This window comes from Chryseobacterium lathyri (genome assembly GCF_019970085.1).
Taxonomy (GTDB): Bacteria; Bacteroidota; Bacteroidia; order Flavobacteriales; family Weeksellaceae; genus Chryseobacterium; species Chryseobacterium lathyri.
The window spans coordinates 265179-287967 of sequence record NZ_JAHXYG010000005.1 but is presented as its reverse complement, the minus strand read 5'-3'; the positions used below and the strand labels follow the sequence as shown (position 1 = coordinate 287967).

The 22789-nt window shown below is 37.4% G+C and carries 22 protein-coding genes; 10 read left to right on the top strand and 12 right to left on the bottom strand.

Annotated features, from left to right (window positions below):
- Positions 1-10: 10 nt before the first annotated feature.
- From LC418_RS17240 to LC418_RS17225, 4 genes are all read right to left on the bottom strand, one after another.
- Positions 11-556 carry a hypothetical protein gene (locus tag LC418_RS17240; protein WP_223560044.1) on the bottom strand — a complete coding sequence of 182 codons (546 nt, stop codon included), beginning with the start codon at positions 554-556 and terminating at the stop codon, positions 11-13.
- Between the two features lie 3 nt (positions 557-559).
- Entirely contained in the window at positions 560-937 is a 378-nt protein-coding gene (locus LC418_RS17235; RefSeq protein ID WP_111956500.1) for a hypothetical protein, read from the bottom strand.
- Between the two features lie 153 nt (positions 938-1090).
- The gene (locus LC418_RS17230; RefSeq protein WP_223560043.1) at positions 1091-1960 is read right to left on the bottom strand and encodes a polyphosphate kinase 2 family protein; all 870 of its coding nucleotides are present in this window, start codon (positions 1958-1960) and stop codon (positions 1091-1093) included.
- A 158-nt stretch (positions 1961-2118) separates the two neighbouring features.
- Positions 2119-2583, bottom strand: coding sequence for a DUF1573 domain-containing protein (locus tag LC418_RS17225; RefSeq protein ID WP_080780350.1), 465 nt, complete (start codon positions 2581-2583; stop codon positions 2119-2121).
- 129 nt (positions 2584-2712) lie between these two features.
- Here LC418_RS17225 and LC418_RS17220 point away from each other — a divergent pair, with 129 nt between their 5' ends.
- The 7 genes from LC418_RS17220 (at position 2713) to LC418_RS17190 (ending at position 9588) form a co-directional block, all read left to right on the top strand.
- The gene (locus tag LC418_RS17220; RefSeq protein ID WP_223560042.1) at positions 2713-5328 is read left to right on the top strand and encodes a valine--tRNA ligase; all 2616 of its coding nucleotides are present in this window, start codon (positions 2713-2715) and stop codon (positions 5326-5328) included.
- A gap of 92 nt (positions 5329-5420) precedes the next feature.
- Positions 5421-5786, top strand: coding sequence for a GIY-YIG nuclease family protein (locus LC418_RS17215; RefSeq protein WP_223560041.1), 366 nt, complete (start codon positions 5421-5423; stop codon positions 5784-5786).
- A 1-nt stretch (position 5787) separates the two neighbouring features.
- Entirely contained in the window at positions 5788-6423 is a 636-nt protein-coding gene (locus tag LC418_RS17210) for a DUF4241 domain-containing protein (RefSeq protein WP_111956510.1), read from the top strand.
- Between the two features lie 65 nt (positions 6424-6488).
- Positions 6489-7379: a ribokinase gene (locus tag LC418_RS17205; RefSeq protein ID WP_111956512.1), complete on the top strand. Its 891-nt coding sequence runs from the start codon at positions 6489-6491 to the stop codon at positions 7377-7379.
- A gap of 90 nt (positions 7380-7469) precedes the next feature.
- Positions 7470-8315 carry an alpha/beta hydrolase family protein gene (locus LC418_RS17200; RefSeq protein WP_223560040.1) on the top strand — a complete coding sequence of 282 codons (846 nt, stop codon included), beginning with the start codon at positions 7470-7472 and terminating at the stop codon, positions 8313-8315.
- The gene (locus LC418_RS17195; protein ID WP_111956516.1) at positions 8312-8956 is read left to right on the top strand and encodes an HD domain-containing protein; all 645 of its coding nucleotides are present in this window, start codon (positions 8312-8314) and stop codon (positions 8954-8956) included. Before LC418_RS17200 ends, LC418_RS17195 begins: the two co-directional genes overlap by 4 nt.
- A 38-nt stretch (positions 8957-8994) precedes the next feature.
- The gene (locus LC418_RS17190) at positions 8995-9588 is read left to right on the top strand and encodes a hypothetical protein (protein ID WP_223560039.1); all 594 of its coding nucleotides are present in this window, start codon (positions 8995-8997) and stop codon (positions 9586-9588) included.
- A 58-nt stretch (positions 9589-9646) separates the two neighbouring features.
- Here the strand turns inward: LC418_RS17190 and LC418_RS17185 are convergent, their stop codons facing one another.
- The 8 genes from LC418_RS17185 to LC418_RS17150 all read right to left on the bottom strand — a co-directional run bounded on the left by LC418_RS17185 (position 9647) and on the right by LC418_RS17150 (position 18937).
- Positions 9647-9877 carry a hypothetical protein gene (locus tag LC418_RS17185; RefSeq protein WP_111956898.1) on the bottom strand — a complete coding sequence of 77 codons (231 nt, stop codon included), beginning with the start codon at positions 9875-9877 and terminating at the stop codon, positions 9647-9649.
- Positions 9878-10025: 148 nt separating this feature from the next.
- Positions 10026-10916, bottom strand: a complete 891-nt coding sequence (locus tag LC418_RS17180; RefSeq protein ID WP_223560038.1) for a DUF72 domain-containing protein — start codon at positions 10914-10916, stop codon at positions 10026-10028.
- 109 nt (positions 10917-11025) lie between these two features.
- A complete protein-coding gene (locus LC418_RS17175; RefSeq protein WP_111956522.1) occupies positions 11026-12432 on the bottom strand; it encodes a hypothetical protein in 1407 nt (468 codons plus the stop codon).
- A 599-nt stretch (positions 12433-13031) separates the two neighbouring features.
- Positions 13032-14600, bottom strand: a complete 1569-nt coding sequence (locus LC418_RS17170; protein WP_223560037.1) for a hypothetical protein — start codon at positions 14598-14600, stop codon at positions 13032-13034.
- Between the two features lie 6 nt (positions 14601-14606).
- On the bottom strand, positions 14607-15179 hold the full coding sequence (locus LC418_RS17165) for a hypothetical protein (RefSeq protein ID WP_111956526.1): 573 nt from the start codon (positions 15177-15179) through the stop codon (positions 14607-14609).
- Between the two features lie 643 nt (positions 15180-15822).
- Positions 15823-17490 carry a ribonucleoside-diphosphate reductase subunit alpha gene (locus tag LC418_RS17160; RefSeq protein WP_223560202.1) on the bottom strand — a complete coding sequence of 556 codons (1668 nt, stop codon included), beginning with the start codon at positions 17488-17490 and terminating at the stop codon, positions 15823-15825.
- 48 nt (positions 17491-17538) lie between these two features.
- Positions 17539-17826, bottom strand: coding sequence for a hypothetical protein (locus LC418_RS17155; protein ID WP_223560036.1), 288 nt, complete (start codon positions 17824-17826; stop codon positions 17539-17541).
- A gap of 136 nt (positions 17827-17962) precedes the next feature.
- Entirely contained in the window at positions 17963-18937 is a 975-nt protein-coding gene (locus LC418_RS17150; protein WP_223560035.1) for a ribonucleotide-diphosphate reductase subunit beta, read from the bottom strand.
- A 426-nt stretch (positions 18938-19363) separates the two neighbouring features.
- Between LC418_RS17150 and LC418_RS17145 the strand changes: the two genes are divergently transcribed.
- The 3 genes from LC418_RS17145 (at position 19364) to LC418_RS17135 (ending at position 22739) form a co-directional block, all read left to right on the top strand.
- Positions 19364-20053, top strand: a complete 690-nt coding sequence (locus tag LC418_RS17145; RefSeq protein WP_111956536.1) for an ABC transporter ATP-binding protein — start codon at positions 19364-19366, stop codon at positions 20051-20053.
- A gap of 93 nt (positions 20054-20146) precedes the next feature.
- Positions 20147-21376, top strand: a complete 1230-nt coding sequence (locus tag LC418_RS17140) for an ABC transporter permease (RefSeq protein ID WP_111956540.1) — start codon at positions 20147-20149, stop codon at positions 21374-21376.
- Between the two features lie 91 nt (positions 21377-21467).
- Positions 21468-22739, top strand: coding sequence for an ABC transporter permease (locus tag LC418_RS17135; protein ID WP_111956542.1), 1272 nt, complete (start codon positions 21468-21470; stop codon positions 22737-22739).
- The last annotated feature ends 50 nt before the right edge of the window (positions 22740-22789 follow it).

Sequence of the window (22789 nt, the reverse complement as noted above, 5' to 3'; positions counted from 1 at the left end):
GTAATAAGGGTTATTGGATGATCAGGTAAGTGTAAACATCTGTTCCGGAAGTGATGGTAAACCATTTGGCGCTTCCCCACGATGTTGTAACAGTGTCAGGGGCAGTATTACACGGAGCGGCAGTTCCTCCGATATCCCCATTGAAGTAGGTCTCAGGTACTGAAGTTCCGGCATGATACATCTGGAATTTAGACATAGACCATTTTGTGTTATTGGAAATAACGCCGCCCGGAACTAGGCTTCCATGATTCCAGGGTCTTGGTGAGGCAGGGGATCCTGCTCCCAAAATAACATCCCAGGTAGAAATCGGGTAACCGGAAAAAGAATATTGATCTCTGTAATTCTCATATTTTACAATAGTGCCTGGCGGTATGATTATGGGGTCAGGATCTTTGGAGATAACTAACGGATAACATCCTCCTCCTACGTTGTTATTGGCATAAATAGTTCCATGGAAATCATAATTGGAAGTCAGATTCTGAATGATCAGAGTTCCTCCCTGGGCGTATGCTGAGGAAACAGAACAGATCCCCAGCAGGAGTAGCAGCTTCTTCATGATCTATTTCTCAGATTTTAAGTTTTTACGGATCTCATCACTTTTCTGCATGTAGATGTTGGTGGCCCATACAATAATCTGGCTCATATCGCCTCCTGTCTTTCTCATTAATTCGGCTTCTGTTACGCCTGAGGAAATAATAAGTTCTTTGGAAGCCGGTACAAGAAGTGCTTTTCTTCTGTCACTCAGTTCGGAAGTGTTCCTTTTCTTTTCTTCTTCGGTAGGTCTGTTCTGAGGATCACCAAGACTTTTGAAAGCTTTGTCGAAGTTTTCCATTTGAGGAGTCTTCATACTTTGTACAGTATTGACAGCTGCTCCTTCACTATTACAGGAGATAATACTTATTACAGCAATTGCTGATAATAATAAATGTTTTTTCATAGCTAAAGTTTAATGATTGGGGGTTAAAAATTAATTTTTGATAAATTTATAAAAAAAACTAATATGAACAACATATTATTCACTTTTTAGTGTCTTCTATGTTAAATTTATTTTATCTTATTTAGCTACGACGTAATAATTTACACTTATGTATTATTCACCTTCAAGGGTTTTTTTTGCTTCGGCAAGCTCTGTTTTTTCCTTTTCTCCAAGTTGAGGATACTTCAGATCCATCTTCTCCAGAGTATCAATAATAATCTGTATAGCGGCTACTCTTGCAAACCATTTATTATCTGCGGGAAGTATATACCATGGGGCGTGATCCTTTGAAGTTTCGTTGATAGCGGTTTCATAAACTTCCATATACTTTGGGAAAAGCGCTCTTTCAGGAAGATCTGCGGCAGAAAATTTCCAGTTTTTTTCCTGTTCATCAATTCTGTCCAGAAGCCTCTTCTTTTGCTCGTCCTTAGAAACATTTAAAAATATTTTCACAATAGTAGTTCCGTTCTGTGCCAGGTGCTGCTCAAAATTTCGGATACTTTCATATCTGTTTTCCCAGAATTTTGCATCAAAATCCTTTACAGAAGACCATGTTTTCTCGCTGAGGTTATATTCAGGATGGACCTTACATACCAGAACACTCTCATAATGTGATCTGTTAAAAATACCAATCATTCCTTTCTGCGGGAGCGCCAGATAATGTCTCCACAGAAAATCGTGGGAATATTCCTTTGAACTTGGAGCCTTAAAGCTGGTAACATTGCATCCCTGTGGATTTACACCTCCGAAAACATGCTCTATCAAACTGTCTTTTCCCGCTGCATCCATTGCCTGAAGAACCACAAGCAGGGATTTGCTGCCATCAGCATAAAGCTTTTCCTGCAGTTCGCGCAGTTTTTCTTTTTCAGCGATTAACAACTGCTCACCTTCTTCTTTTGTGAGCTTTCCTTTATACTCTGTTGAAATTTTTTTTATCGAAATTTTTCCCTTTATCAGGAAATCATCTGAAAAATTGGTATCCATATTTTTTAATATTTAAAGATTGAAAAATTGAAGATTTAAAGATTAAGAATTAAAAGGTATTATTAACTAATATCCAAATTTAACTTCTAAATCTTACTTAAATGTAATAAAAAAACCGTCTTCATATGAAGACGGTTTTTTTATTTTTTTAGTAGAGATTACTTTGCTGCTGCTTTTTTAGCAAGTTTAGCCGCTTTCTTTTCAGCTTTTGCTGCTGCTTTCTGCTCTTCAGCTGTTAAAGGCTTTGGTTCAGGAGCATTAGCGTCTACATTACCTTTGATGTAGATTACGCTTCTGCTGTTAGCAGGGTCATTAGAGAAAACTTCGATCATTTTATTGAAAGGTCCGTTAAGAGTAGTGTTATATCCCACTTTAATCTTAGCAGATTTTCCTGGCATAATAGGATCCTGGCTGAACTCAGGTGTAGTACATCCACAAGAAGGTTTTACATTAGAAAGGATCAAAGGCTTGTCACCAGTGTTTGTTACTGTAAAGAATCTTGTACCGTCAGCACTTGGCTTAATAGTACCATAGTCAAAAGTAGTTTTGTCAAACGTAATTGTTTGTGCAGATGCCAATGCAAATGTTCCGAATAATGCAATTCCTGCAATTAATTTTTTCATATTCTTGAATGTTAATATGTTTGTTAGATAAATTTCAAGAAACAAAGTTAAAAATTATTTTAATTCATACTTAAAATTTTTTTTCTTTAGACTATTTTTGCAAATTGTAAGCAAAAGAAATAGAATTTTATGCAGATTTCAGAAAAGTACAATCCACAGGAAACTGAACAGAAATGGTACAACTTCTGGATGGAAAACAAATTTTTCCATTCGGAACCCAATGAGAAACCACCATATACTGTGGTAATTCCTCCGCCAAACGTAACGGGGATATTACACATGGGACATATGCTGAACAATACCATTCAAGATGTTCTCGTCCGCCGTGCAAGAATGCAGGGCTTTAATGCCTGCTGGATTCCGGGCACAGATCACGCTTCAATTGCCACTGAAGCCAAAGTTGTTGCTAAACTGAAGTCTGAAGGGATCAATAAATCAGATATTACCCGTGAAGAATTCTTAAAGCATGCCTGGGAATGGACCGATAAATATGGAGGAACTATTCTTGAACAGCTGAAAAAGCTGGGATGTTCATGCGACTGGGACAGAACCCGTTTCACCATGGAAGAAAAACTTTCTCAACAGGTGATTAAAAGCTTTGTAGATCTATATAATAAAGGATTAATCTACAGAGGTTACAGAATGGTTAACTGGGATCCGGAAGCAAAGACCAATATTTCTGATGAAGAAGTAATATTTAAAGAACAGAACGGAAAACTATATTTCCTTAAATATAAAATTGAAGGGTCAGAAGAATTTCTTTCCGTAGCTACAACACGTCCCGAGACTATTTTCGGGGATACTGCCGTATGCATCAATCCTAATGATGAAAGATATGCTCATCTGAAAGGTAAAAATGTAATCGTACCGATTGTTGACAGAGTAATTCCTATTATTGAAGACGAATATGTAGACATTGAATTCGGAACCGGAGCGTTGAAAATTACGCCTGCCCATGATACCAACGACTACGAGATAGGGCAGAAGCATCAGTTAAAAATGATCGATGCTTTGGATGATGACGGAAATCTTAACGAGCACGGTTTACACTATGCAGGTAAAAACAGATTTGATGTAAGAAAGCAGATCGCAAAAGAATTACAGGAAAAAGATCTTTTACTGAAAGCAGAAGATTATGTAAATAAAGTAGGAACTTCAGAAAGAACAGGTGCAGTTATTGAGCCTAAAGTTTCAGTTCAGTGGTTCTTAAAAATGTCTGAAATTGCTAAGCCTGCATTGGATGTAGTAATGGATGATGAAGTGAAATTCTACCCGGAAAAATTCAAGAATACCTACAAGCACTGGATGGAAAACATCCGTGACTGGAATATCTCCCGTCAGCTTTGGTGGGGACAGCAGATTCCGGCATTCTACTACGGAGATGGAGAAAATGATTTTGTGGTTGCAGAGACTAAAGAAGAAGCTTTAGAATTGGCAAAACAAAAAACAGGAAATCAGGAATTAACTCTTGAAGGTCTGAAACAGGACGAAGATGCTCTTGATACCTGGTTCTCATCATGGTTATGGCCAATGTCTGTATTTGACGGTCTTCTGGATCCTGAAAATAAAGATATCAACTATTATTATCCAACCTCTGATCTGGTTACAGGTCCCGATATTATTTTCTTCTGGGTAGCCAGAATGATCATGGCCGGACTGGAATACAGAAAAGAAGTTCCGTTCAAAAATGTTTATTTTACAGGAATTGTAAGAGATAAGCAGAGAAGAAAGATGTCAAAATCTTTAGGAAACTCTCCGGATCCGCTTGAACTGATGGATAAATATGGTGCAGATGGAGTTCGTGTAGGAATCTTATTGAGTTCTGCAGCAGGAAATGACCTTCTCTTTGACGAAGATCTGATGCTTCAGGGAAGAAACTTTATGACGAAAATCTGGAGTGCATTCCGTTTAACCCAAGGATGGAACAGAGAAGATAAACCATTGAACGATTCAGATAAAAATGCAATCGAATGGTTTGAACATAAATTAAATAAAACAATCGGGGAGATTGAGCAGCAGTTTGAGAAATTCAGAATTTCTGATGCTTTACACCTAATTTATAAACTAATTTGGGATGATTTCTGCGGATGGTACCTAGAAGCAGTGAAACCAAACTATGGGGAAGGAGTTTCTGAAGAAGTGTATAAGACAACAATAGCCTTCTTTGAAGAGTTGATGAAACTTGTTCATCCGTTTATGCCGTTCCAGTCTGAAGAAATCTGGCAGCTTATCTCGGAAAGAAGTATTGAAGAAGCTTTAATTGTTGCTCAGCAGAAGAAAGCTGCAGTATTTAATGAAGAGATAATCAAAAACTTTGAAACTGCTGAAGAAATCATTTCCGGAATCAGAAATTACCGTCAGACCAAAGGAATTTCGCCTAAAGAAGCTGTTGAGGTTTATACAAGTGCCTCAAACTTTGAAAATGAAGCGGTGATCAGAAAGCTGGCTAATGTTACTGAAATTCATTTCGGAGCAAAGACAGATAAGCCTAGCTTTACATTCCTTGTTAGTGCAACAGAAATTTCTATTCCTCTGAGCGAAAATTTAGATTTGGGTGAAGAGAAAAAGAAAACAGAAGAAGAATTGGCTTATTTGAAAGGATTTCTAATCTCTGTAGACAAGAAGCTTTCCAATGAAAAGTTTGTAGCTAACGCTAAATCTGAAGTTGTAGAAGTAGAGCGCCAGAAACAAAAAGATGCTCAGGATAAAATTGCAATTCTGGAAGAGAAACTGAAAAGTTTGTAAATTTAAAAGATAGACAGTAAGTTTGTCGGAATGTCAGGCTGAGCACAGATAAAAATCTGCGAACGAAAGTTCACGAAGCCTGATATCTTAAAATGAAACAATATTTTGTATATATTTTAAAATGTTTCGACGGCTCTTATTATACAGGAGTTACCAATGATATTGAAGCCAGATTGGCTCAGTATCAGTCTGGAAAATTTCCTGAAAGCTATACACACAAAAGAAGACCCGTAGAATTGGTCTTCTTTTGTGAATTTAATGACATTATGCAGGCTATTTTATTTGAAAAACAAGTGAAAGGATGGAGCCGAAAGAAAAAAGAAGCGATTATAAATGATAACTGGGAACAGTTAAAAGAATTATCTGTTTGTAAAAACAAAAGTCATTCGGATAATTTGGAGCAAGATCAAAAAGGCTTCGACTCCGCTCAGCCTGACAGTGTAAACAACAAAAATTAAAATGACACACATAGACAACATAAAAAAACTATTCTCAAGAAACTTCGTGGAAAGTCCTTTACTGGAAAGCTTTGAAGTTGGGAAACTCTATCTTTCCAGTGGAAAGCTCGTTGCCTGTGATCCTTTGATCACAAATGACATGTTGCCTTTCACAACAGAATTTCCAAAAGGTAATTTCTCTGTTTTACTACATAAAGAAAGAGAAAGCAACTGTGTTGCGTATGCAGAAGTTATTTTCAGCAATACAGAAATTACAGACTGGAAAATGGCTGTTACTGAAGGCCAGGATATCAAAGATCTTGCTGAAGAGGAAGTTTTCGGATATCCTGTAGAAAGCGGAATGGGATGCCTGATGGATGTAGATACCCAGCATAGCCTTAACGAGCTTGAAAAAAAGTTGTATCACAATAAAGGGGCAGATTTCATGGGAATCTATGAAGAATTTTTCCATGATTATTTCTTTGATGAGAAAGGAGCTATAGACCAGTATGCATTTCTGAAACCTGCTGAGGAGCATCCCGGAACAATCTTTGCCTTTGAAACAGGATATGGCGAAGGGTTTTATGCCAGCTATATTGCATACGACCAGGATCACAAACCTGTGAAGATAATTACCGAATTTATTGAAATAAGTTAATTAAATTAGTTATTTTTGAACCTAGTTCTCTGAAAACATTATATTAAACTCAGATAAAAGCACCAATGAAATTCTCATCAGAACAACCCAAAATTATTGTAGTAGGCAGCTCATCAATTGATCTCGTTTTAGAAACCGAAAAAATTCCTCAATCCAATGAGACGGTTCTAGCTGTCAAATCAGATAGTTATTTTGGAGGAAAAGGGGCCAATCAGGCGGTGGGAACTGCAAGGCTGGGAGCCAGTGTCTATTTTATAGGATGTGTGGGGATGGATCCTCTTGGCCAGCAGATCATGAGAAATCTTGTAGGTGAAGGTGTAAATGTAGGCTTTGTCCATGAAACCGATATGGAATCTACGGGAACAGCATATGTAACTACCAGCCATGGAAATGCAGCCATCGTAGTAGTTCCTGCTGCTAATAAACACCTCAGCATTCAGCATGTGGAAGATGCGGACCGTTATTTTAACAGTGTGGATCTTGTTCTCGTTCAGCTTGAAGTGGCGATGGAGGTAGTAGAATATGCAATCCGAAAAGCTAAAAAATACGGAAAAAAAGTAGGCCTTTATGCTTCGCCGGCGATGAGAATCAGTGAAGGAATTATAGAAAATGTAGATTTTATTGTGACAAAAAGTAGTGAACTGCATACTGTTTTCGGTGAAGATAAGCGAGAAGAGATCCTTAAAAAATATTTCAATAAGGTTTTCGTAAGGGATGATACCAATTCAACGGTTTATTTTGACGGAACGGAAATGAAGTACTATAGGAATGATAAAGACGAGACGGTTTACAAAATGGGAATGGGAGATGCCTTTACTTCAGGATTTGCTGTAGCACTATGCCACGGAAATTCTATCGAAGATTGTGTGAAATTCGGTAATGAAGTTTCTTCGAGGGTTTCCGGAGGGAAAGGTTCACAGACCGGACTTCCCAGAATGTCGGATTTCCTTTCCTAAAGCTATTTGCCGCATATTGAAAGCTGTAAACTTAACATAAAAATATAAGTAAAATCTCCACTTTTATAGTGGATTTTTTCTTTTTATAATATGGAAAAACTGGAACTCATTACAAAAGACCATATATCTCTGGCAGCTCATCTTTTCAGGCCTGGAAAAAGTAACGGAAAGCTGCTTCTGATCAACTCTGCAACAGGTGTAAAGCAGCAGGTGTACTTTTCATTTGCCCATTTCTTCTCAGAACATGGATTTACGGTCCTAGCTTATGATTACAGAGGAATAGGACTGTCAAAACCGGAAAACATGAAAGGTTTTAAAGCCTCCATGAGAATCTGGGGTTCTGAAGACTATAAAACGATCACTCAATATATTAAAACAGAATTTCCGGAATATAAGAAGTATTGTCTTGGACACTCGGTCGGGGCATTGATTCTTGGTATGAATGAAGATTCCATGATGTTTGATGAATTCATTTTTGTGGGAACTCAGAATGCATTCGTAGGAAACCTGAAGATTCGCACAAAAATAGAAGCTTATCTTGGCTTTGGAATTGTTCAGCCACTAACCACCAGATTATTAGGCTATTTTCCGGCAAACTGGTTTGGACTTGGAGAAAGTCTGCCAAAAAATTGTGCATATGACTGGAGAACCTTAATTTTAAACAGGAAATCAACCAACAGGCTGTTGGAGAAAATTGATGACTATTCTAAAACATTGACGCAAAAAGTGTTTGTGATCCGGGCAGAAGACGATGTATGGCTGACTGAAAAAGGAGTATTGAGCCTTTTGAACAATACATATCCTAACCTTAGACCTATTTACAGGCTGATAAAAGCCTCAGAATCTGATAAAAACGAAATCGGGCACGTCAATTTTTTTAGAAGTTATAACAAAAAACTCTGGAATATTATTTTAAACGAATTGGCAGATAAATGAAAAGTACGATCGAAAACACTGTAGAATTTGTAAAAGAAAAATTAGAAGGCGCCGAAGCCGGGCACGACTGGTATCACATTGAAAGAGTATGGAAGCTGTCGAAAAAAATAGCGGCATCAGAAGACTGTAACCAGGAAGTTGTGGAGCTTTCCGCATTGCTGCATGATATTGCTGATCCAAAGTTTCATAACGGAGACGAAACCATTGCTCCAAAAATAGCAAGAGAATTTTTAGAAGAACAACAGGTTTCTGAAGAAGTGATAGAAAAAGTTTTATTTATCATTAAAAATATCTCGTTTAAAAACAGGGGCGAAGTTCCGGCTGAATTGCCAATTGAGCTTAAGATTGTACAGGATGCAGACCGTATAGATGCGATAGGTGCTATTGGAATTGGAAGGACGTTCAATTTTGGAGGCTTTAAAAATAATCCGATGTATGACCCGGAAGTTCAGCCAAGTCTGAATATGTCTAAAGATGAATATAAAAAGTCTAACGGAACAACGATTAATCATTTCTATGAAAAGCTTCTGCTTTTAAAAGACCTGATGAATACTGAGAAAGGGAAGGAGATCGCTCAGCAAAGGCATGATTATATGCTGGGATTCCTGGATCAGTTCTACAAAGAATGGAATGTAGATTAACATTCCTCTGAAAAATCTTAAATCAGTATCTTTGCAGTATGGTATTTATCATTTTTGTTATCTTTTGGGCTTGTGTCCTTTCTTTGGTTTTATTTAAAGTAAAATCGGGAAGGCTGGCAAAATGGGCAAAGCTGTTCCGTATCCTTACACTGGTTTTTTCAATCTCAACGTTTACGTATTGGTTCATTAAAAAAAGTGCGGTAAGCTTTGTAGATAATTCTGTAGGACTACAGGTGGTCAATAAGCTTCCACAGACACTGGATTTTTATCTGATCAAAGTGGATACTGCCAAAATCCAGAATCTGGAACCTAAACATATCGGGAAAATACGTCCGGAATATTATAGGATAGAATATCTTAAAATGGACCAATCCGACGAATACTGGATCATAGGATATTTAGGCAAAAAGAATATGGTCTATTTCTCCCAACATGCTGTTCCAAACAAAAATATTGACCAGATTGTTGAAGTCCAAAACTATATCAACCAGAGTGTAAAACTTTCGGAAACAGCAAAAAAACAGGTGGAGACCTATAACTATGAAAATGCAAAGCTGGGAATCTGGGTATCCTTAGATCTCCTGCTCCTCTTCCTGAACCTCGTACTTTTGTTAAGAAAAAATAAGCAATGAGTAATAAGCAATAAGTAATAAGCAGTTTTTTTAAACCTTATTACTCATTGCTTATATATTATGGATAATCAAGAATCTGCATGACTTGTTCCTTAAATTCTTCAGGACAGTTTTTAATCAGCTTATCTTTATTGTGCTTACTGATCTGGTGGGGTTCCAGCCACTCGGTCCGGTTGGAACTCAGACTATGGTTATCGTAGACTCTTTTTATTTTATGATCCTCGTAAAACGTATATTCATCACCGAGCCACGTACTGGCAATACTGATTGTGCAAATTTCTTTTTCCATGACATTTGTTTTTAGGATACTGTGCTTTATAATGAACATCAGTATATCCTAATTTACTGTTTTTTTTCAACAAAAATAGCTTTTTAAGCATCTTTTTGCAGGTCTGGCTGAAAAATGCAACAATTAAAAACTTATTTGGTTAATTTAGTTAAAACAGAGTTCCGTTATTATCGGTGGCCATTTGCGGGATATGTAGATCGGTTTTCCATTCCTCATTCATCTGTTTAATGAAATAGGCGGAAAGTAGGGGAGACGCTTTTTCAATATTCTGATGAACAAAGAAGTATACATTCTGCAGACCTTCTTTTTTCCATTTTGTCAGACGTTTCATCCAATCATCCAGCCTTTCATAGTCGCTTTCAGCATTGGCGCCAACATATCGGATAAAAGCGTTGGGAGTAGTGAGGCGCATATGGAGCATATCTCTTCTCCCGGCAGTATCTACAATAATATTGGTAATGTTGTTGGCTTCAAAAAGCTCGCAGGTTGTATTGAAGATCTCTTCATCAGAGAACCATTCCGTATTGCGGAGTTCAATAGCAAGAGGAACTTCCTGAGGCCAGTCTTTTACAAATTTTTCCAGCCTGTCATAATCTTTAGGTTTAAAATTATCATGAAGCTGTAAAAAAGCCATGCCTAGTTTCTGATCAAAATTCATGATGGCCGATGCAAAATTGGTTACCGGTTCAGTAACGTCAATCAGTCTTCTGAAATGCGAAACAGTATTGGTGATTTTTGGAAAAAATTTAAAATTTTCAGGCGTCTTTTCTTTCCAGACCGCTACCTGTTCTGGGGTAGGCATTCCGTAAAAAGTAGCATTCAGCTCAATAGAATTAAACTGTTTGGCGTAATAGGTCAATTCGTCCTTGTTTCCTTTAGGATAAAATCCTTTAAGATCGGTTTTGTTCCATTTTGCACATCCAATAGAAATATTTTCCAATCCTTTTTTATTCTGACTTAGAATTTCCTTAGTTCCGGAATGATCTTTAGGAAGTGTAAAATCTATTTTTGAAGGGTCTTCTACCTGGCCGAATTTCATATCTATATTTTTAGGATTAAACGAGTATAACAAATATAAAACAAAACCGCAGAAATTTTCTGCGGTTTTATCAAATTAATGTAAATGATATTTTATTAGAATAAAAATATTATTTTATAGGTATAGCAACAATACTCACATTGTCATTAGTGGCTACTCCAAATTGTCCATTATAGGAGGAGCTGGTAACATTTGATAATCGTCCGGTTAGAACTACGGTGTATGTACCTGCAATTAGCTTAAGAGACATATTGGGAGTCGTATTCATATTTCCTGTTGTACCACCTGCGGCACTGGCTCCTGTATAAATACCGGAACTCGGACCATAGGCAGCTCCTGTAGTTAATGTAGAACCGGCAGGTAGTGCTGTAAACTGCCAAAAAACACGATATAGTCTTGGTACCCCATCTGTTATTGCATTTCCTGTAGTGGTTGTTAAACTTGCTGAAACATTTGCGCTGAAAGTAACTAAAGAAGGTCTGGTTAATGTAAAATTAAACGTACTTAAATTAGTATCAACATTAGTTACAGCATTAGGCACTGTTATCGTCGCTGATGTAGCCACACCGTCTGTACCATCTGCTCCGACCAGTATACTAACATCATTTGTGCTTAATGAACGTCCCCATTTTGCACCGTCATTTATATATTCGCCAGGATAAACCTCATTACCTGCAGATGATGTATTGGTTGCCGTATTATATACTTTCATACCTGCCACATGTGCGGAAAGCGGAGAGGCAAGGGCTGTAGAAGTAAGAGTTACTCTTGGAAATAAAAGCCCTTTTGATGATGAGCTTAATTCTAATAATGCATTGGCATTGGGTGCTGTAGTTCCTATTCCTACATTACCTCCATTAATAACTGTAAGGGCTGTGGTTCCATTGGTCATAAGGTTGACAGGAGCTGTACTTCCCGTAGATGAACCTAAGAACAGTCCCGTAGAAGTTCCTCTAATGGCAACTTGCGCTGCTGACCCTACATCCTGAAAAATATCAAGGAAAGAGGCGGCATTAGAAGACCATGTCATACTGGAACGGTTGGTTCCCTGAACAGTGGCCTGACCATCAGTAGCCGTGTGAAGAAGTCTGAAAAACGGTCCGGATGCAGTATTCTGGAATCTTAAAAAATTGGTTCCCATTTCAACCGTTCTGTTTCCGGCAAGTGTTCCGTCTGAGTTATAAATATTAACATCATTTCCTGTATTTATTTTTACCCAGACAGATCCGTCAAATGAATAATACCCAACTGCATTTATGTTGGCAGCGGTTCCTGTTTGAGTTCCCGTTGCAATGCTATTCACATAAATGAGAGTCGAAGTAGGAACAGAAGCCATGCTTTGCGCTCTTTGTCTGTCTACACGGGGTATTAGCAAACCATCTACGTTGGTAGTGGTTCCTGTTGCATTTTTAGCAGTTACATCTAATGTTGCAGCTGGAGTAGATGTATTTATACCTACTTGTGCGGAATAAAATAACGGGAAAATAACTATCCCGAATAACACATTTTTTTTCATTTGTTTATTTGTATTTAATTGAAAATTATTATTTTAATAAGGCCGAAAAGATATTAATGAATTTTAAATTCATTAATACTTTTTATTTAAATCAAATTGGAAATGGATTTATAATATTATTCAGACTTCACGGGAGTCAGTTAAATCCTATGAACTAACTTGTACCCAGGTTGTATAAATCTTTAATAATCAGTGTAGAAAGTTTTACAATTCAGTATTTCGCAGTGAAATTCATTTAAACAGTATAATCAATAATGTTTTATGTACTTCCTTTTATAGCAACTAATATCAAAAACTTACGAACGAGTCTGTCAATCTTATTTGTATCTTATGAAATACAAACAATAGAGAAGGGATATAATGTAAAATTTAATTTCATAAATGTGTGTGTGTTTGTTTATATAAAGTTAATAAATATTTTTATAAAAAATGATTTCATTTTTTTATATACTAAATAATCTATTGGAGGTGTAAGATTTATTTTTAATGATCTTCTACTGGTCTGAATTTCATGATTAAACTGATATAATAAAACAAAAAGCTGGGACATTTTTGTTTGTTCCAGCTTTATTTATTATTGAACTGTCTTGTTTGTCGTCTTATTTTACTCCCTGTGTTACCATTCTGTTCGAAATAACAGAATAAATACAACCTGTGGTTTTTAAATTGACAGTAATAGTAGCGGGAGTAGACCGGTAAGCAGTATCACCATATGGCTCAATGATCTTACCGTTTGAGTCTTTTACAGTTCTCCCCTTTATCGTATAGGTCATCGTTGCTGTTCCTATAAATCCGCTTGAAGGATTGAAGGTAACAATACCTGTCGTTTTATTATAAGTCCATGTTCCCTGTGGAGTCACTTTTTTACGGTACAGCGTAAGATCTGTATCATTGTTTTTTGTAAAACTGAATGTCGAATAATCAATATTAGAATTGCTTCCGGTTGGTGGGGTCGTAACGCTGATAGGGCCTTTATAAGCTATATCATTAGTGAAGACAGGAATATTAACCGGTTGTAACTTACACGTAGAAGCTATATCATCATTAGCAACAGCGGCATAAGGAAGAGTAAGCTTTACATTTCTGATAATATGCTGTTGATAAGCTCCTCCTGTAGCTGCTGCAAAACCAAGCTTCAAAACAGCCGGAACCGTTGCATCCAAAGTTTGAGGAGTAGCGGCTCCTTCAACATCCGAAGTATTAAAATCAGTGATCTGAGGATTGGCATTCTCGGTATAAGGTACTGAAGTTTTGTAGTGGTAATAATTGATGACATTCACAGGAGTTCCGTTCTGTGTAGTCTGGATATCCACTTTTATATCAAACCCGTCTGTTGTGGTCGGAGTTGTAAAATGGGGAATTAGATCTAGGTATACTTTCCTGAACTCTCCGGCGTTGTTTCTGAGGTCAAATAAAGAGGGAAGTGAATTGGAAGTCGCAAGATAGCTTCTGTCAGTTTGCAGGATTCTTCCTACCGCACCTGAGTTGCTTAAGGTAGAACGGGTAACCAATACGGGATATCCGGTATATCCCAATCCTAAACCATTGGCATTAATGGCGGCTCCTCTTGCCCCTCTTAAAGTGACATGGCTTGTTGCCTGGCTCCATGCTACCCCCGCAATACCATTTACTCTGGATTCACCCTGAAAACGCTTCGATTTAAAATTTCCGAACTCATCCAGGGCAATACCCAGATAAGCCCCAGATAAACCAGCTTTTCTTTGGCTTGCATAGGTATTTTGTGTCCTGTTATAGGAATATCCGATACCGGCACCAGGTGCTCCAATGGTAGGGCTTGTTACTGCTCCGTCATAAAGGAAAAAAGACAATCCGTCTCCATAGGCACCACCCAAGGGTGTTCCATTTTTCATGTCATATTCAAATTCAACATGAAGCCCGTTTACCGAAGTAAAAGTTCTTCCGTTGATAAACAATCCTCCAAACTGTCCTGAGCTTGCAGGAGTAAGCTGTATTCCTGTAGAAGTATGGGAAGCGCTTCCTTGTATCGAAAGTTCTGGTGCCGCAGAAGCATTCATTAATGAACTTGAATAGGAATAAAACCCATAAATACTTGCTACCTCAGTACTATCTGTCTGTGCATACGCGAAGTTGGTAAACAGAACGAAAATCAGGCTCATCCAAGACAGCCCTTTTAAATTCTTTTTCATAGCTGCTTATTTTACAACAAATACGATGTTGATGAAAGATGCTGAGGTAGCATTTGATAAAACATCATAATTTAATACACCTGTGTTGCTGATGCTGTTTATTTTGAAAACAGAAGTATCATAACCCGTTACATAATAGTGTAAATCTGTTGCGTTTGGAAAAAACGGAATCGCAGCCGGAGCTGATGTGCTTCTTGCATTTGCCGGGATATTGGAAAACTGGTTTTTATATAAAGTATACAGATCCTTTGTCTGTCCTGTTGCAGGAGTAGTTGTGTCAAAAACTACGCTCGGCATGTAAAAGAACTTAGCAACATACGGAGAAAGGCATACCCAGTCCGGAGCGGCAGGCGTTCCTACATTTTGACTGATACATTTTTTGTTGGTATCAAAAATAACGAGTCCTGTTGCTGGATTGGTAACTGTTGCTAGATTGCTTATTCTTGGTAAAAGAAGTCCTTTAGAAGTGCTTGTAATGTCTAAAGCTGAGCTTGGATCAGGTGTAGAAGTGTTAATACCCACCTGAGCAGTAATGGTACAAAAAGCCATTACCAAAATTAAAGTAATAATCTTGTGCATTTCGAAATAATTTTTTTGTGTTGTTTTTGTGTACTATTAGCAAACTTCCTGCCAATAGTAAATTAATTGTTTAATTAAATTTTTTTGTTATTTTATATTATAAATAAAATTTGTTAAATTCATCGTTTAGCATTTATACAAAGCTGTTTTTTTGTGTTTTTTTCTATTTATACATTTTGGTATTCCTGTATTTTATTTGTGTTTTTTTATGAATACCTATTTCTTTTGTATAATCTGGAAATGAATTATTATAATTAATTTCTGTTTTTGATTACAAATGTTTAATATTAAATTATATCATATTTATTCAGAATATATCTGCTTTATATATTTTAATAAAGCTCAAATGATCTATTTTTCTTGCTGATTTAATATTAAATACTTTAATTTGGAATCTGTGTTTTTTAATAAATTTTCAACAAATGTAATATAAAATTATGAAAGATAATACTTAGAAATTATTGCAGCAGACACTTGATTCACTATTTGGTGAATGTAGAGTGAGTATTTTAAGCATTAATGAAGGATTAATGAGAAGTTTTGTTTTTCTAACTTGAGCGTTAAAATTTGTTAAAATTTTGATATAAACAAAAAGCACACTTTTCAGTGTGCTTTTAATATTTAGTTAGTTCATTACAAATTGCTATGCCTCACAAGCGGAGCAGGTCACAAAATTGACCATCATTTCTTTAGAGACAGAGGAGCTTCTTTGGTAATAAAGAGTTTTTACACCTTTTTTCCAAGCCTCGATATAAAGATAATTGACATCTTTTACAGGCATTGTAGATGGAATCTGTAAGTTCAGAGATTGAGCCTGATCAATATATTGCTGTCTTTGAGCAGCCTGAGAGATAATTTCCATAGGAGAAATCTCTTTGAACGTTTTGAATACTGCTTTCTCTTCGTCTGTCAGCTCTTTAAGATGCTGTACAGAACCATGGTTCAGCATGATCGTTCTCCAGGTTTCTTCATTATCAAGACCTTTTTCTTCAAGTAATTTTGCCAAATATTTGTTCTTACGCATAAAGTTTCCTTTGGCAAGACCTGCTTTATAATAGTTAGAAGCAAATGGCTCAATTCCAGGAGAAGTCTGTCCTAAGATCGCAGAACTTGAAGTGGTAGGAGCAATAGCCATTGTGGTGGTATTTCTCAATCCGTAACCTTTCAGTAATTCCGGCTCTCCATAGATGTTGGCTAATTCTCTTGAAGCAGTTTCTGCCTGCTCTTTGATGTGTTTGAAAGCTCTCGCATTGAATTGAGTTGCCTCAAAACTTTCAAACGGGATCATATTTTTCTGTAAATAAGAATGGTATCCTAAAACTCCCAATCCAAGCGCTCTGTGACGCAGTGCAAAGTTTCTGGCTCCCTGCAGGTAGTAGTTTCCTTCTGTTTTTTCAATGAATTCAGTCAAAACAGCATCCAAGAAATAAACAGCTAATTTTACAGCATCAGTATCTTTCCACTCGTCATATAATTCCAGGTTCATAGAAGATAAACAGCAGATGAAAGATTCTTCTCTGGTAGAAGGAAGCATAATTTCGGAACAAAGATTACTTGCATTGACAGGCATTCCTAAGTCCTTGTAAACCTGAGGTTTGTTTCTGTTAACATTATCGGTGAAGAAAATATATGGAAGACCTTTTTGTTGGCGGCTTTCAAGAACTCTTGCCCAGATTTTACGCTTATCCATATCCCCATCAATCATATCCTGCATCCAGTAATCAGGAACGCAGATCCCTGTAAACAGGTTCTGGATCGGGCTACCGATATCTTTGATGGATAAGAATTCTTCAATATCGCCGTGGTCAATATCCAGATAAGCAGCAAAAGCACCTCTTCTTACGCCTCCCTGAGAAACTACATCCATTGCTGTATCGAATAATTTCATGAACGAAACCGCTCCTGAAGATTTTCCGTTATCCGTTACGGCAGTCCCTCTGTTTCTAAGCTCTCCAAAGTACCCTGAAGTTCCGCCTCCGATTTTCGTCTGCATAATAACTTCACCCATTTTGTGAGTAATTCCTTCAATGCTGTCAGGAATGTGAACATTGAAACAAGAGATAGGAAGACCTCTTTGTGTTCCCATGTTCGCCCATACAGGAGATGAGAAACTGATCCATCCTTTGGTAATCATTTCTTTGAAAGCAGGTTGTAGTTCCGGCTTGTATAATTTTTTTGCAGCTGCAGTGGTAATTCTGTCGATGGCTCCGTCCACAGTTTCTCCTTTCAACAGATATCCTCTGTTCAGCATCTGCTCAGACTCTTCATTGAGCCACCATATATTTGAATTTTGTTCTTCCATAGATGTTATATTTTCGAATTCCGGAACAGTGTTTGTACTCCGGAATTTTGTTGCTTTTTATATTGATTGTAATATTTCCACTTTGTGCGTACCGTTCAGTCCGCTTTCATCTCTTAATCTTTGAAACTCCTTAAAAGAAGGAGTATTCAAAACCTCATGCTGAACCTCTTCATTAATGTAGTTTGAATAATGTAAAAAAGTAACTCCGTCTTCTTTTACGTACACCTTATATTCAAATGTCTCCTGATCCAGATTTTTAAAATCATCCAGAAACTTTTGAATATGGGTTTTGTTTTCTGAAACATATTCAGGCTTTACGGTGTAGGTTACAATTACATTGATCATTGTTGTACTTTGAATTTTTTGTCGCTGTAAAGAATGAAGAAACTTTATTTGAATGATATAATTCGATAGGCTCAGTTTGATATTGCTGATACTATCTGCTTTGACGCTCGCTTCGCTCGCGCTACATTCACTTATATTAAAACAAATCGTTCGCTGTAATACTCTTGTCGTGTTTTGTATAATCTACCGGTCTTTTAGCAAAGAAATCATCCATTGAATTTGCGAAAACTTCTTCCTCAAACCATTTCATTGGACGGTATTGCTCAGGGGAAACATTGTAACGGGTTTCCATATCGATTTTCTTTAAGCTGTCGTCTACACGGTATTTCATGAAGTTCAGAAGATCTTCTTTTGAGAAAACGCTTAATTCTCCCAGTTCGAAGATCCAGTCAAGGATTTCACCTTCCAGCTCAATGGACTGATCTACCAATGTGTAGATGTCTTCAATATCTGAATCTGTCAACAGATCAGGCTGTTCTTCACGGATCTTGTTGATCAGATAGATTCCTGCATTGGCGTGAATCTGCTCGTCAACGGATGTCCATGCGATGATATTGGAAACATTCTTCATATACCCTTTGAATCTTGTGAAAGAAAGGATGATCGCAAATTGTGAGAATAAGGATACGTTTTCGATCAGGATGCTGAATAATAAAAGAGAAGATACATATTCTTTCGGTGTTGTAGAATTGGCGTGTTTCAGAACGTTTGACAGGAAGTCAATTCTCTTTTTCACGGCAGGAATTTCTATAACATTGGAAAATTCTTCGTTATATCCTAATACCTCTACCAATCGGGAATAGGCTTCAGAATGACGGAATTCACATTCTGCAAAAGTAGCTCCAAGGCCGTTGAATTCAGGTTTTGGCAAGTGGTTGTATAGGTTCCCCCAGAATGTCTTTACAGACACCTCGATCTGTGCAATGGCTAAAAGTGCATTTTTTACAGCGTGTTTTTCGTGCGGCTCTAACTGCGAATGAAAATCCTGAACATCTGCAGTAAAATCCACTTCCGAATGCACCCAGAACGATTTGTTGATCGCCTCTACAAACTGAAGAACCTCAGGGTATTCAAATGGCTTGTAACTTACTCTTTTATCGAAAATTCCCATATTAAAATAGCTTTAAAAATTAAATAATCTGCATCACTGTGGATAACGTTGAAGTAATGCTTAACTTCTTGTATGTTTGGTATTTACGTGAGAAACATATTCACATTCATGAGTGGAGGTTTCTTGTAAAGAACTAATGACAAAGTTCGAAAAAAAGAACTGATTTTGAAAGGGGTAAATAGTAATTGGCTGAGTTTTAACTGTAAAAGTTTTCCACATTTACATGAAACCAGCACGGATAATGGCTTAGACGGGGGTATGAGTAAAAAATAAATGAAAAATTAAAGTTACAGTTAAACACTTTTCCTTAATGTACTGTAAATAAAGGTTTAAAAAGTTAAACAATAAAATATTCGAATAAATTATTGTTCTTGTAACAAATTGAAAATAACACCTACTTATTGGGTATAAAACAAGCATCACTTCATGTTAGTAATTCAGGATTTACATAAATCATACGATACGGGGAAAAGCAAACTGCACGTTCTTAAGGGGATTAATCTTAATATTTCCGAGGGCGAGTTTGTTTCTATTATGGGAAGTTCCGGTTCCGGGAAATCTACACTTCTTAATATCATCGGTATTCTGGATGAAAAAGATTCGGGAACATATGAGCTGGATAATGTTCCGATTGAGCATCTGTCTGAAGTGAAAGCTGCAGAGTACAGGAGCAAGTTTCTGGGTTTTATTTTTCAGTCCTTCAACCTGATCAGCTATAAAACAGCTCTGGAAAATGTAGCGCTTCCTTTATATTACCAAAACGTTCCGAGAAAAGAGCGTAACCAGAAAGCATTGGAATATCTGGAAAAAGTAGGTCTCGGGCAATGGGCAGGACATCTTCCCAACGAGCTTTCCGGAGGACAGAAGCAGAGAGTAGCCATTGCAAGAGCGCTGATCACAGATCCTAAAGTAGTTCTGGCCGATGAGCCAACCGGAGCGCTGGATTCAAAAACTACGCACGATATTATGAAACTTCTTCAGGATATCAATAATGAAGGAAGAACCATCATCGTTGTCACCCATGAACCAGATGTAGCCGCACAGACGAAAAGAAACGTAATACTGAAGGATGGCATCATAGAAAGTGATGAGTTTATCAAGCAGATTGTTTTGTAAACTGTATTGATTTGAATTTGATAATAAGATAATTTGAAAATTTAGAGCCTGTTTTTTAATCTTTAAATTTTCAATCTTTAAATACTAATAAAAATGTTTGACCTAGATCGTTGGCAGGAAATATTCAGTTCTATTCGCAGTAATGTATTGCGGACGGTGCTTTCGGGGTTTACAGTGGCTTTGGGGCTTTTTATTTTTGTTGTTCTTTTCGGAATAGGGAAAGGGCTTCAGAATGCCTTTACCGAAGGTTTTGCAAGAGATGCACAGAATCTTATCACGATCTATACCGGTAAAACCACGTTGGCCTATAAAGGACTTCAGTCTGACAGAACGGTCACCATGGATAATGAAGATTATGATTTCCTGATCAATACAGATAAAGAAAAAGTAGGTGATGCCAGCCCAAGATATACCACAAGTTTAATGGTAAAATACGGAAAGGAAAGCGGTACTTACCAGATTAACGGAGCGGAACCGGGAGAAAAGGTTATTGAGAACAGGAAGATGCTGGACGGGCGCTATCTTTCGCCTATGGACCTTGCAAGAAAACAGAATGTAGCGGTGATCGGAAGGATGGTTCAGCGTGACCTCATCAAGAACGGAAGTCCGGTGGGAAAAGACCTGAATATCAACGGAACCATGTTCAAAGTAGTAGGGGTATTTTCCGATGACGGAGGAGACTGGGACGAAAGACATATTACCGTTCCTATTACAACCCTTCAACAGATGAAAAAAGGTTCGGATACCGTATCTACCGCATATATTGCCTATAACGAAAAACTAACACCCCAGGAAGCCATAAAATATGGGGATGAGCTTAAAGACCGCTTAAAAGCCAGGAAGAATGTTGCTCCTGACGATGAAAACGGAGTCCGTGTCTGGAATAATGCCCAGAATATGAATGAAACCTTCCAGTTTATGGCCGTGCTTACCCTTATTGTAGGCTTTATCGGACTGGGAACATTGCTGGCAGGAATTATCGGGATCAGTAATATCATGGTGTATATCGTAAAAGAAAGAACCAAAGAGATTGGTGTACGTAAGGCTATTGGAGCCAAACCGAAAAGTATTGTAGCTCTTATTGTACAGGAAAGTGTGGTGATAACGGTAGTTTCAGGAATTGTTGGAGTGGCAGTAGGTGTATTGGCGCTTAGTTTAATAGGAGACAGTCTTGAAGAATATTTCATCAAAAGCCCGAGTGTAGGGTGGGGAACCATCTTTATGGCATTTATAGCTTTGGTGTGTTCAGGGCTTATTGCAGGATTCGTTCCGGCATACAGAGCTTCGAGGATTAAACCAATAGAGGCGTTAAGAACTGAGTAGTGATGCGGTAAACAGATGATTCTTACGACATCATCATTGATCAATTATCAATCATCATTCATATATTATTTTAAACTTATAACTCAAAGAAGTGAACATTTTATTTAAAAAAGATACTTGGCAGGAAATTTATTATTCACTGAGGAATAATAAGCTCCGCACGTTCCTTACCATGATTGGGGTAGGTTGGGGAATGTTTTTGTATGTGAGTCTTCTTGGAGCGGCAAAAGGGATGGAAAATGGTTTCGATAAGCTGTTCTCCGGATTTGCGACTAACTCTATTTTTCTTTGGGCTCAGAAAACCTCTATTCCATATGAGGGATTTCCGAAAGGAAGGGAAGTTCATCTGCAGTTATCCGATATGGATATGCTGAAAAGAAAAGTGTCTGCTATAGATTACATCTCTCCGCAAAATGCTAGGGGAAGCTTTACCGGAACACCCGGTGAATCCATGTCAAGAAACGGTAAAAACGGCACCTATTCCCTGACGGGAGATTATGCGGTAGGAAATAAAATTTCTGAGAAAAAACTTATTTTCGGACGCTATCTTAACGATGCTGATGTTATGGGAAATAAGAATGTAGTGGTGATTGGGGAAGAGATTTATAAGAATTTCTTTGATGCCAAGAAAAAAGAAAATCCCGTTGGGAAGCAAGTCAATATAAAAGGACTGTTCTTTAATGTGATTGGTGTTTTCAGAGTGAAAAAAGGAGGTGGTTTTGAAAATGACCGGACTGCTTTTATTCCTCTTTCAACCTATACAAAAATGTATAACGCCGGAGAACAGATTGATATGTTTGCCATCGTGAGCAAGCCCAATGCTAACGTTAATGGAGTAGAAGAAGACGTAAAACTTGTACTGAAGACTAAAAATAAAGTATCTCCCGAAGATACCAATGCTTTCGGAAGTTTTAACCTAGGTAAAGAATTTAAAAAACTGACAGGTTTCCTTACAGGAATGCAGCTTTTAACAATCATCGTAGGAACACTGACGATCCTTGCAGGAGTTATTGCCATCTCGAATATCCTTCTGATCACGGTAAAAGAAAGAACAAAGGAAATCGGGATAAGAAGAGCTTTAGGAGCAAAACCAGCTGAAGTAAGAAACCAGATTCTTCTGGAAAGTGTTGTTATTACACTCTCTTCGGGGATTCTCGGATTCATGTGCGGGATATTTGTTCTGATTATTTTAAATATGGTGACCCAGAACCAGGATGAGTTTCCATTTTATAACCCAACCGTAAATTATGGAAACGTATTCGGAGCCATGGCAGTAATGGTGATTCTTGGCTTGATTATCGGGATGATTCCTGCACAGCGTGCAGTAAAGATCCGGCCGATTGAAGCCCTAAGATCAGAATAGTAATATGTTAATTTGAAAATAAAATAATTTGAAAAAATAATGATTGGCTT

Coding starts and splice junctions, on each gene's coding strand:
- LC418_RS17240 (WP_223560044.1), bottom strand. CDS start 556: ATGAAGAAGCTGCTACTCCTGCTGGGGATCTGTTCTGTTTCCTCAGCA.
- LC418_RS17235 (WP_111956500.1), bottom strand. CDS start 937: ATGAAAAAACATTTATTATTATCAGCAATTGCTGTAATAAGTATTATC.
- LC418_RS17230 (WP_223560043.1), bottom strand. CDS start 1,960: ATGGATACCAATTTTTCAGATGATTTCCTGATAAAGGGAAAAATTTCG.
- LC418_RS17225 (WP_080780350.1), bottom strand. CDS start 2,583: ATGAAAAAATTAATTGCAGGAATTGCATTATTCGGAACATTTGCATTG.
- LC418_RS17220 (WP_223560042.1), top strand. CDS start 2,713: ATGCAGATTTCAGAAAAGTACAATCCACAGGAAACTGAACAGAAATGG.
- LC418_RS17215 (WP_223560041.1), top strand. CDS start 5,421: ATGAAACAATATTTTGTATATATTTTAAAATGTTTCGACGGCTCTTAT.
- LC418_RS17210 (WP_111956510.1), top strand. CDS start 5,788: ATGACACACATAGACAACATAAAAAAACTATTCTCAAGAAACTTCGTG.
- LC418_RS17205 (WP_111956512.1), top strand. CDS start 6,489: ATGAAATTCTCATCAGAACAACCCAAAATTATTGTAGTAGGCAGCTCA.
- LC418_RS17200 (WP_223560040.1), top strand. CDS start 7,470: ATGGAAAAACTGGAACTCATTACAAAAGACCATATATCTCTGGCAGCT.
- LC418_RS17195 (WP_111956516.1), top strand. CDS start 8,312: ATGAAAAGTACGATCGAAAACACTGTAGAATTTGTAAAAGAAAAATTA.
- LC418_RS17190 (WP_223560039.1), top strand. CDS start 8,995: ATGGTATTTATCATTTTTGTTATCTTTTGGGCTTGTGTCCTTTCTTTG.
- LC418_RS17185 (WP_111956898.1), bottom strand. CDS start 9,877: ATGGAAAAAGAAATTTGCACAATCAGTATTGCCAGTACGTGGCTCGGT.
- LC418_RS17180 (WP_223560038.1), bottom strand. CDS start 10,916: ATGAAATTCGGCCAGGTAGAAGACCCTTCAAAAATAGATTTTACACTT.
- LC418_RS17175 (WP_111956522.1), bottom strand. CDS start 12,432: ATGAAAAAAAATGTGTTATTCGGGATAGTTATTTTCCCGTTATTTTAT.
- LC418_RS17170 (WP_223560037.1), bottom strand. CDS start 14,600: ATGAAAAAGAATTTAAAAGGGCTGTCTTGGATGAGCCTGATTTTCGTT.
- LC418_RS17165 (WP_111956526.1), bottom strand. CDS start 15,179: ATGCACAAGATTATTACTTTAATTTTGGTAATGGCTTTTTGTACCATT.
- LC418_RS17155 (WP_223560036.1), bottom strand. CDS start 17,826: ATGATCAATGTAATTGTAACCTACACCGTAAAGCCTGAATATGTTTCA.
- LC418_RS17150 (WP_223560035.1), bottom strand. CDS start 18,937: ATGGGAATTTTCGATAAAAGAGTAAGTTACAAGCCATTTGAATACCCT.
- LC418_RS17145 (WP_111956536.1), top strand. CDS start 19,364: ATGTTAGTAATTCAGGATTTACATAAATCATACGATACGGGGAAAAGC.
- LC418_RS17140 (WP_111956540.1), top strand. CDS start 20,147: ATGTTTGACCTAGATCGTTGGCAGGAAATATTCAGTTCTATTCGCAGT.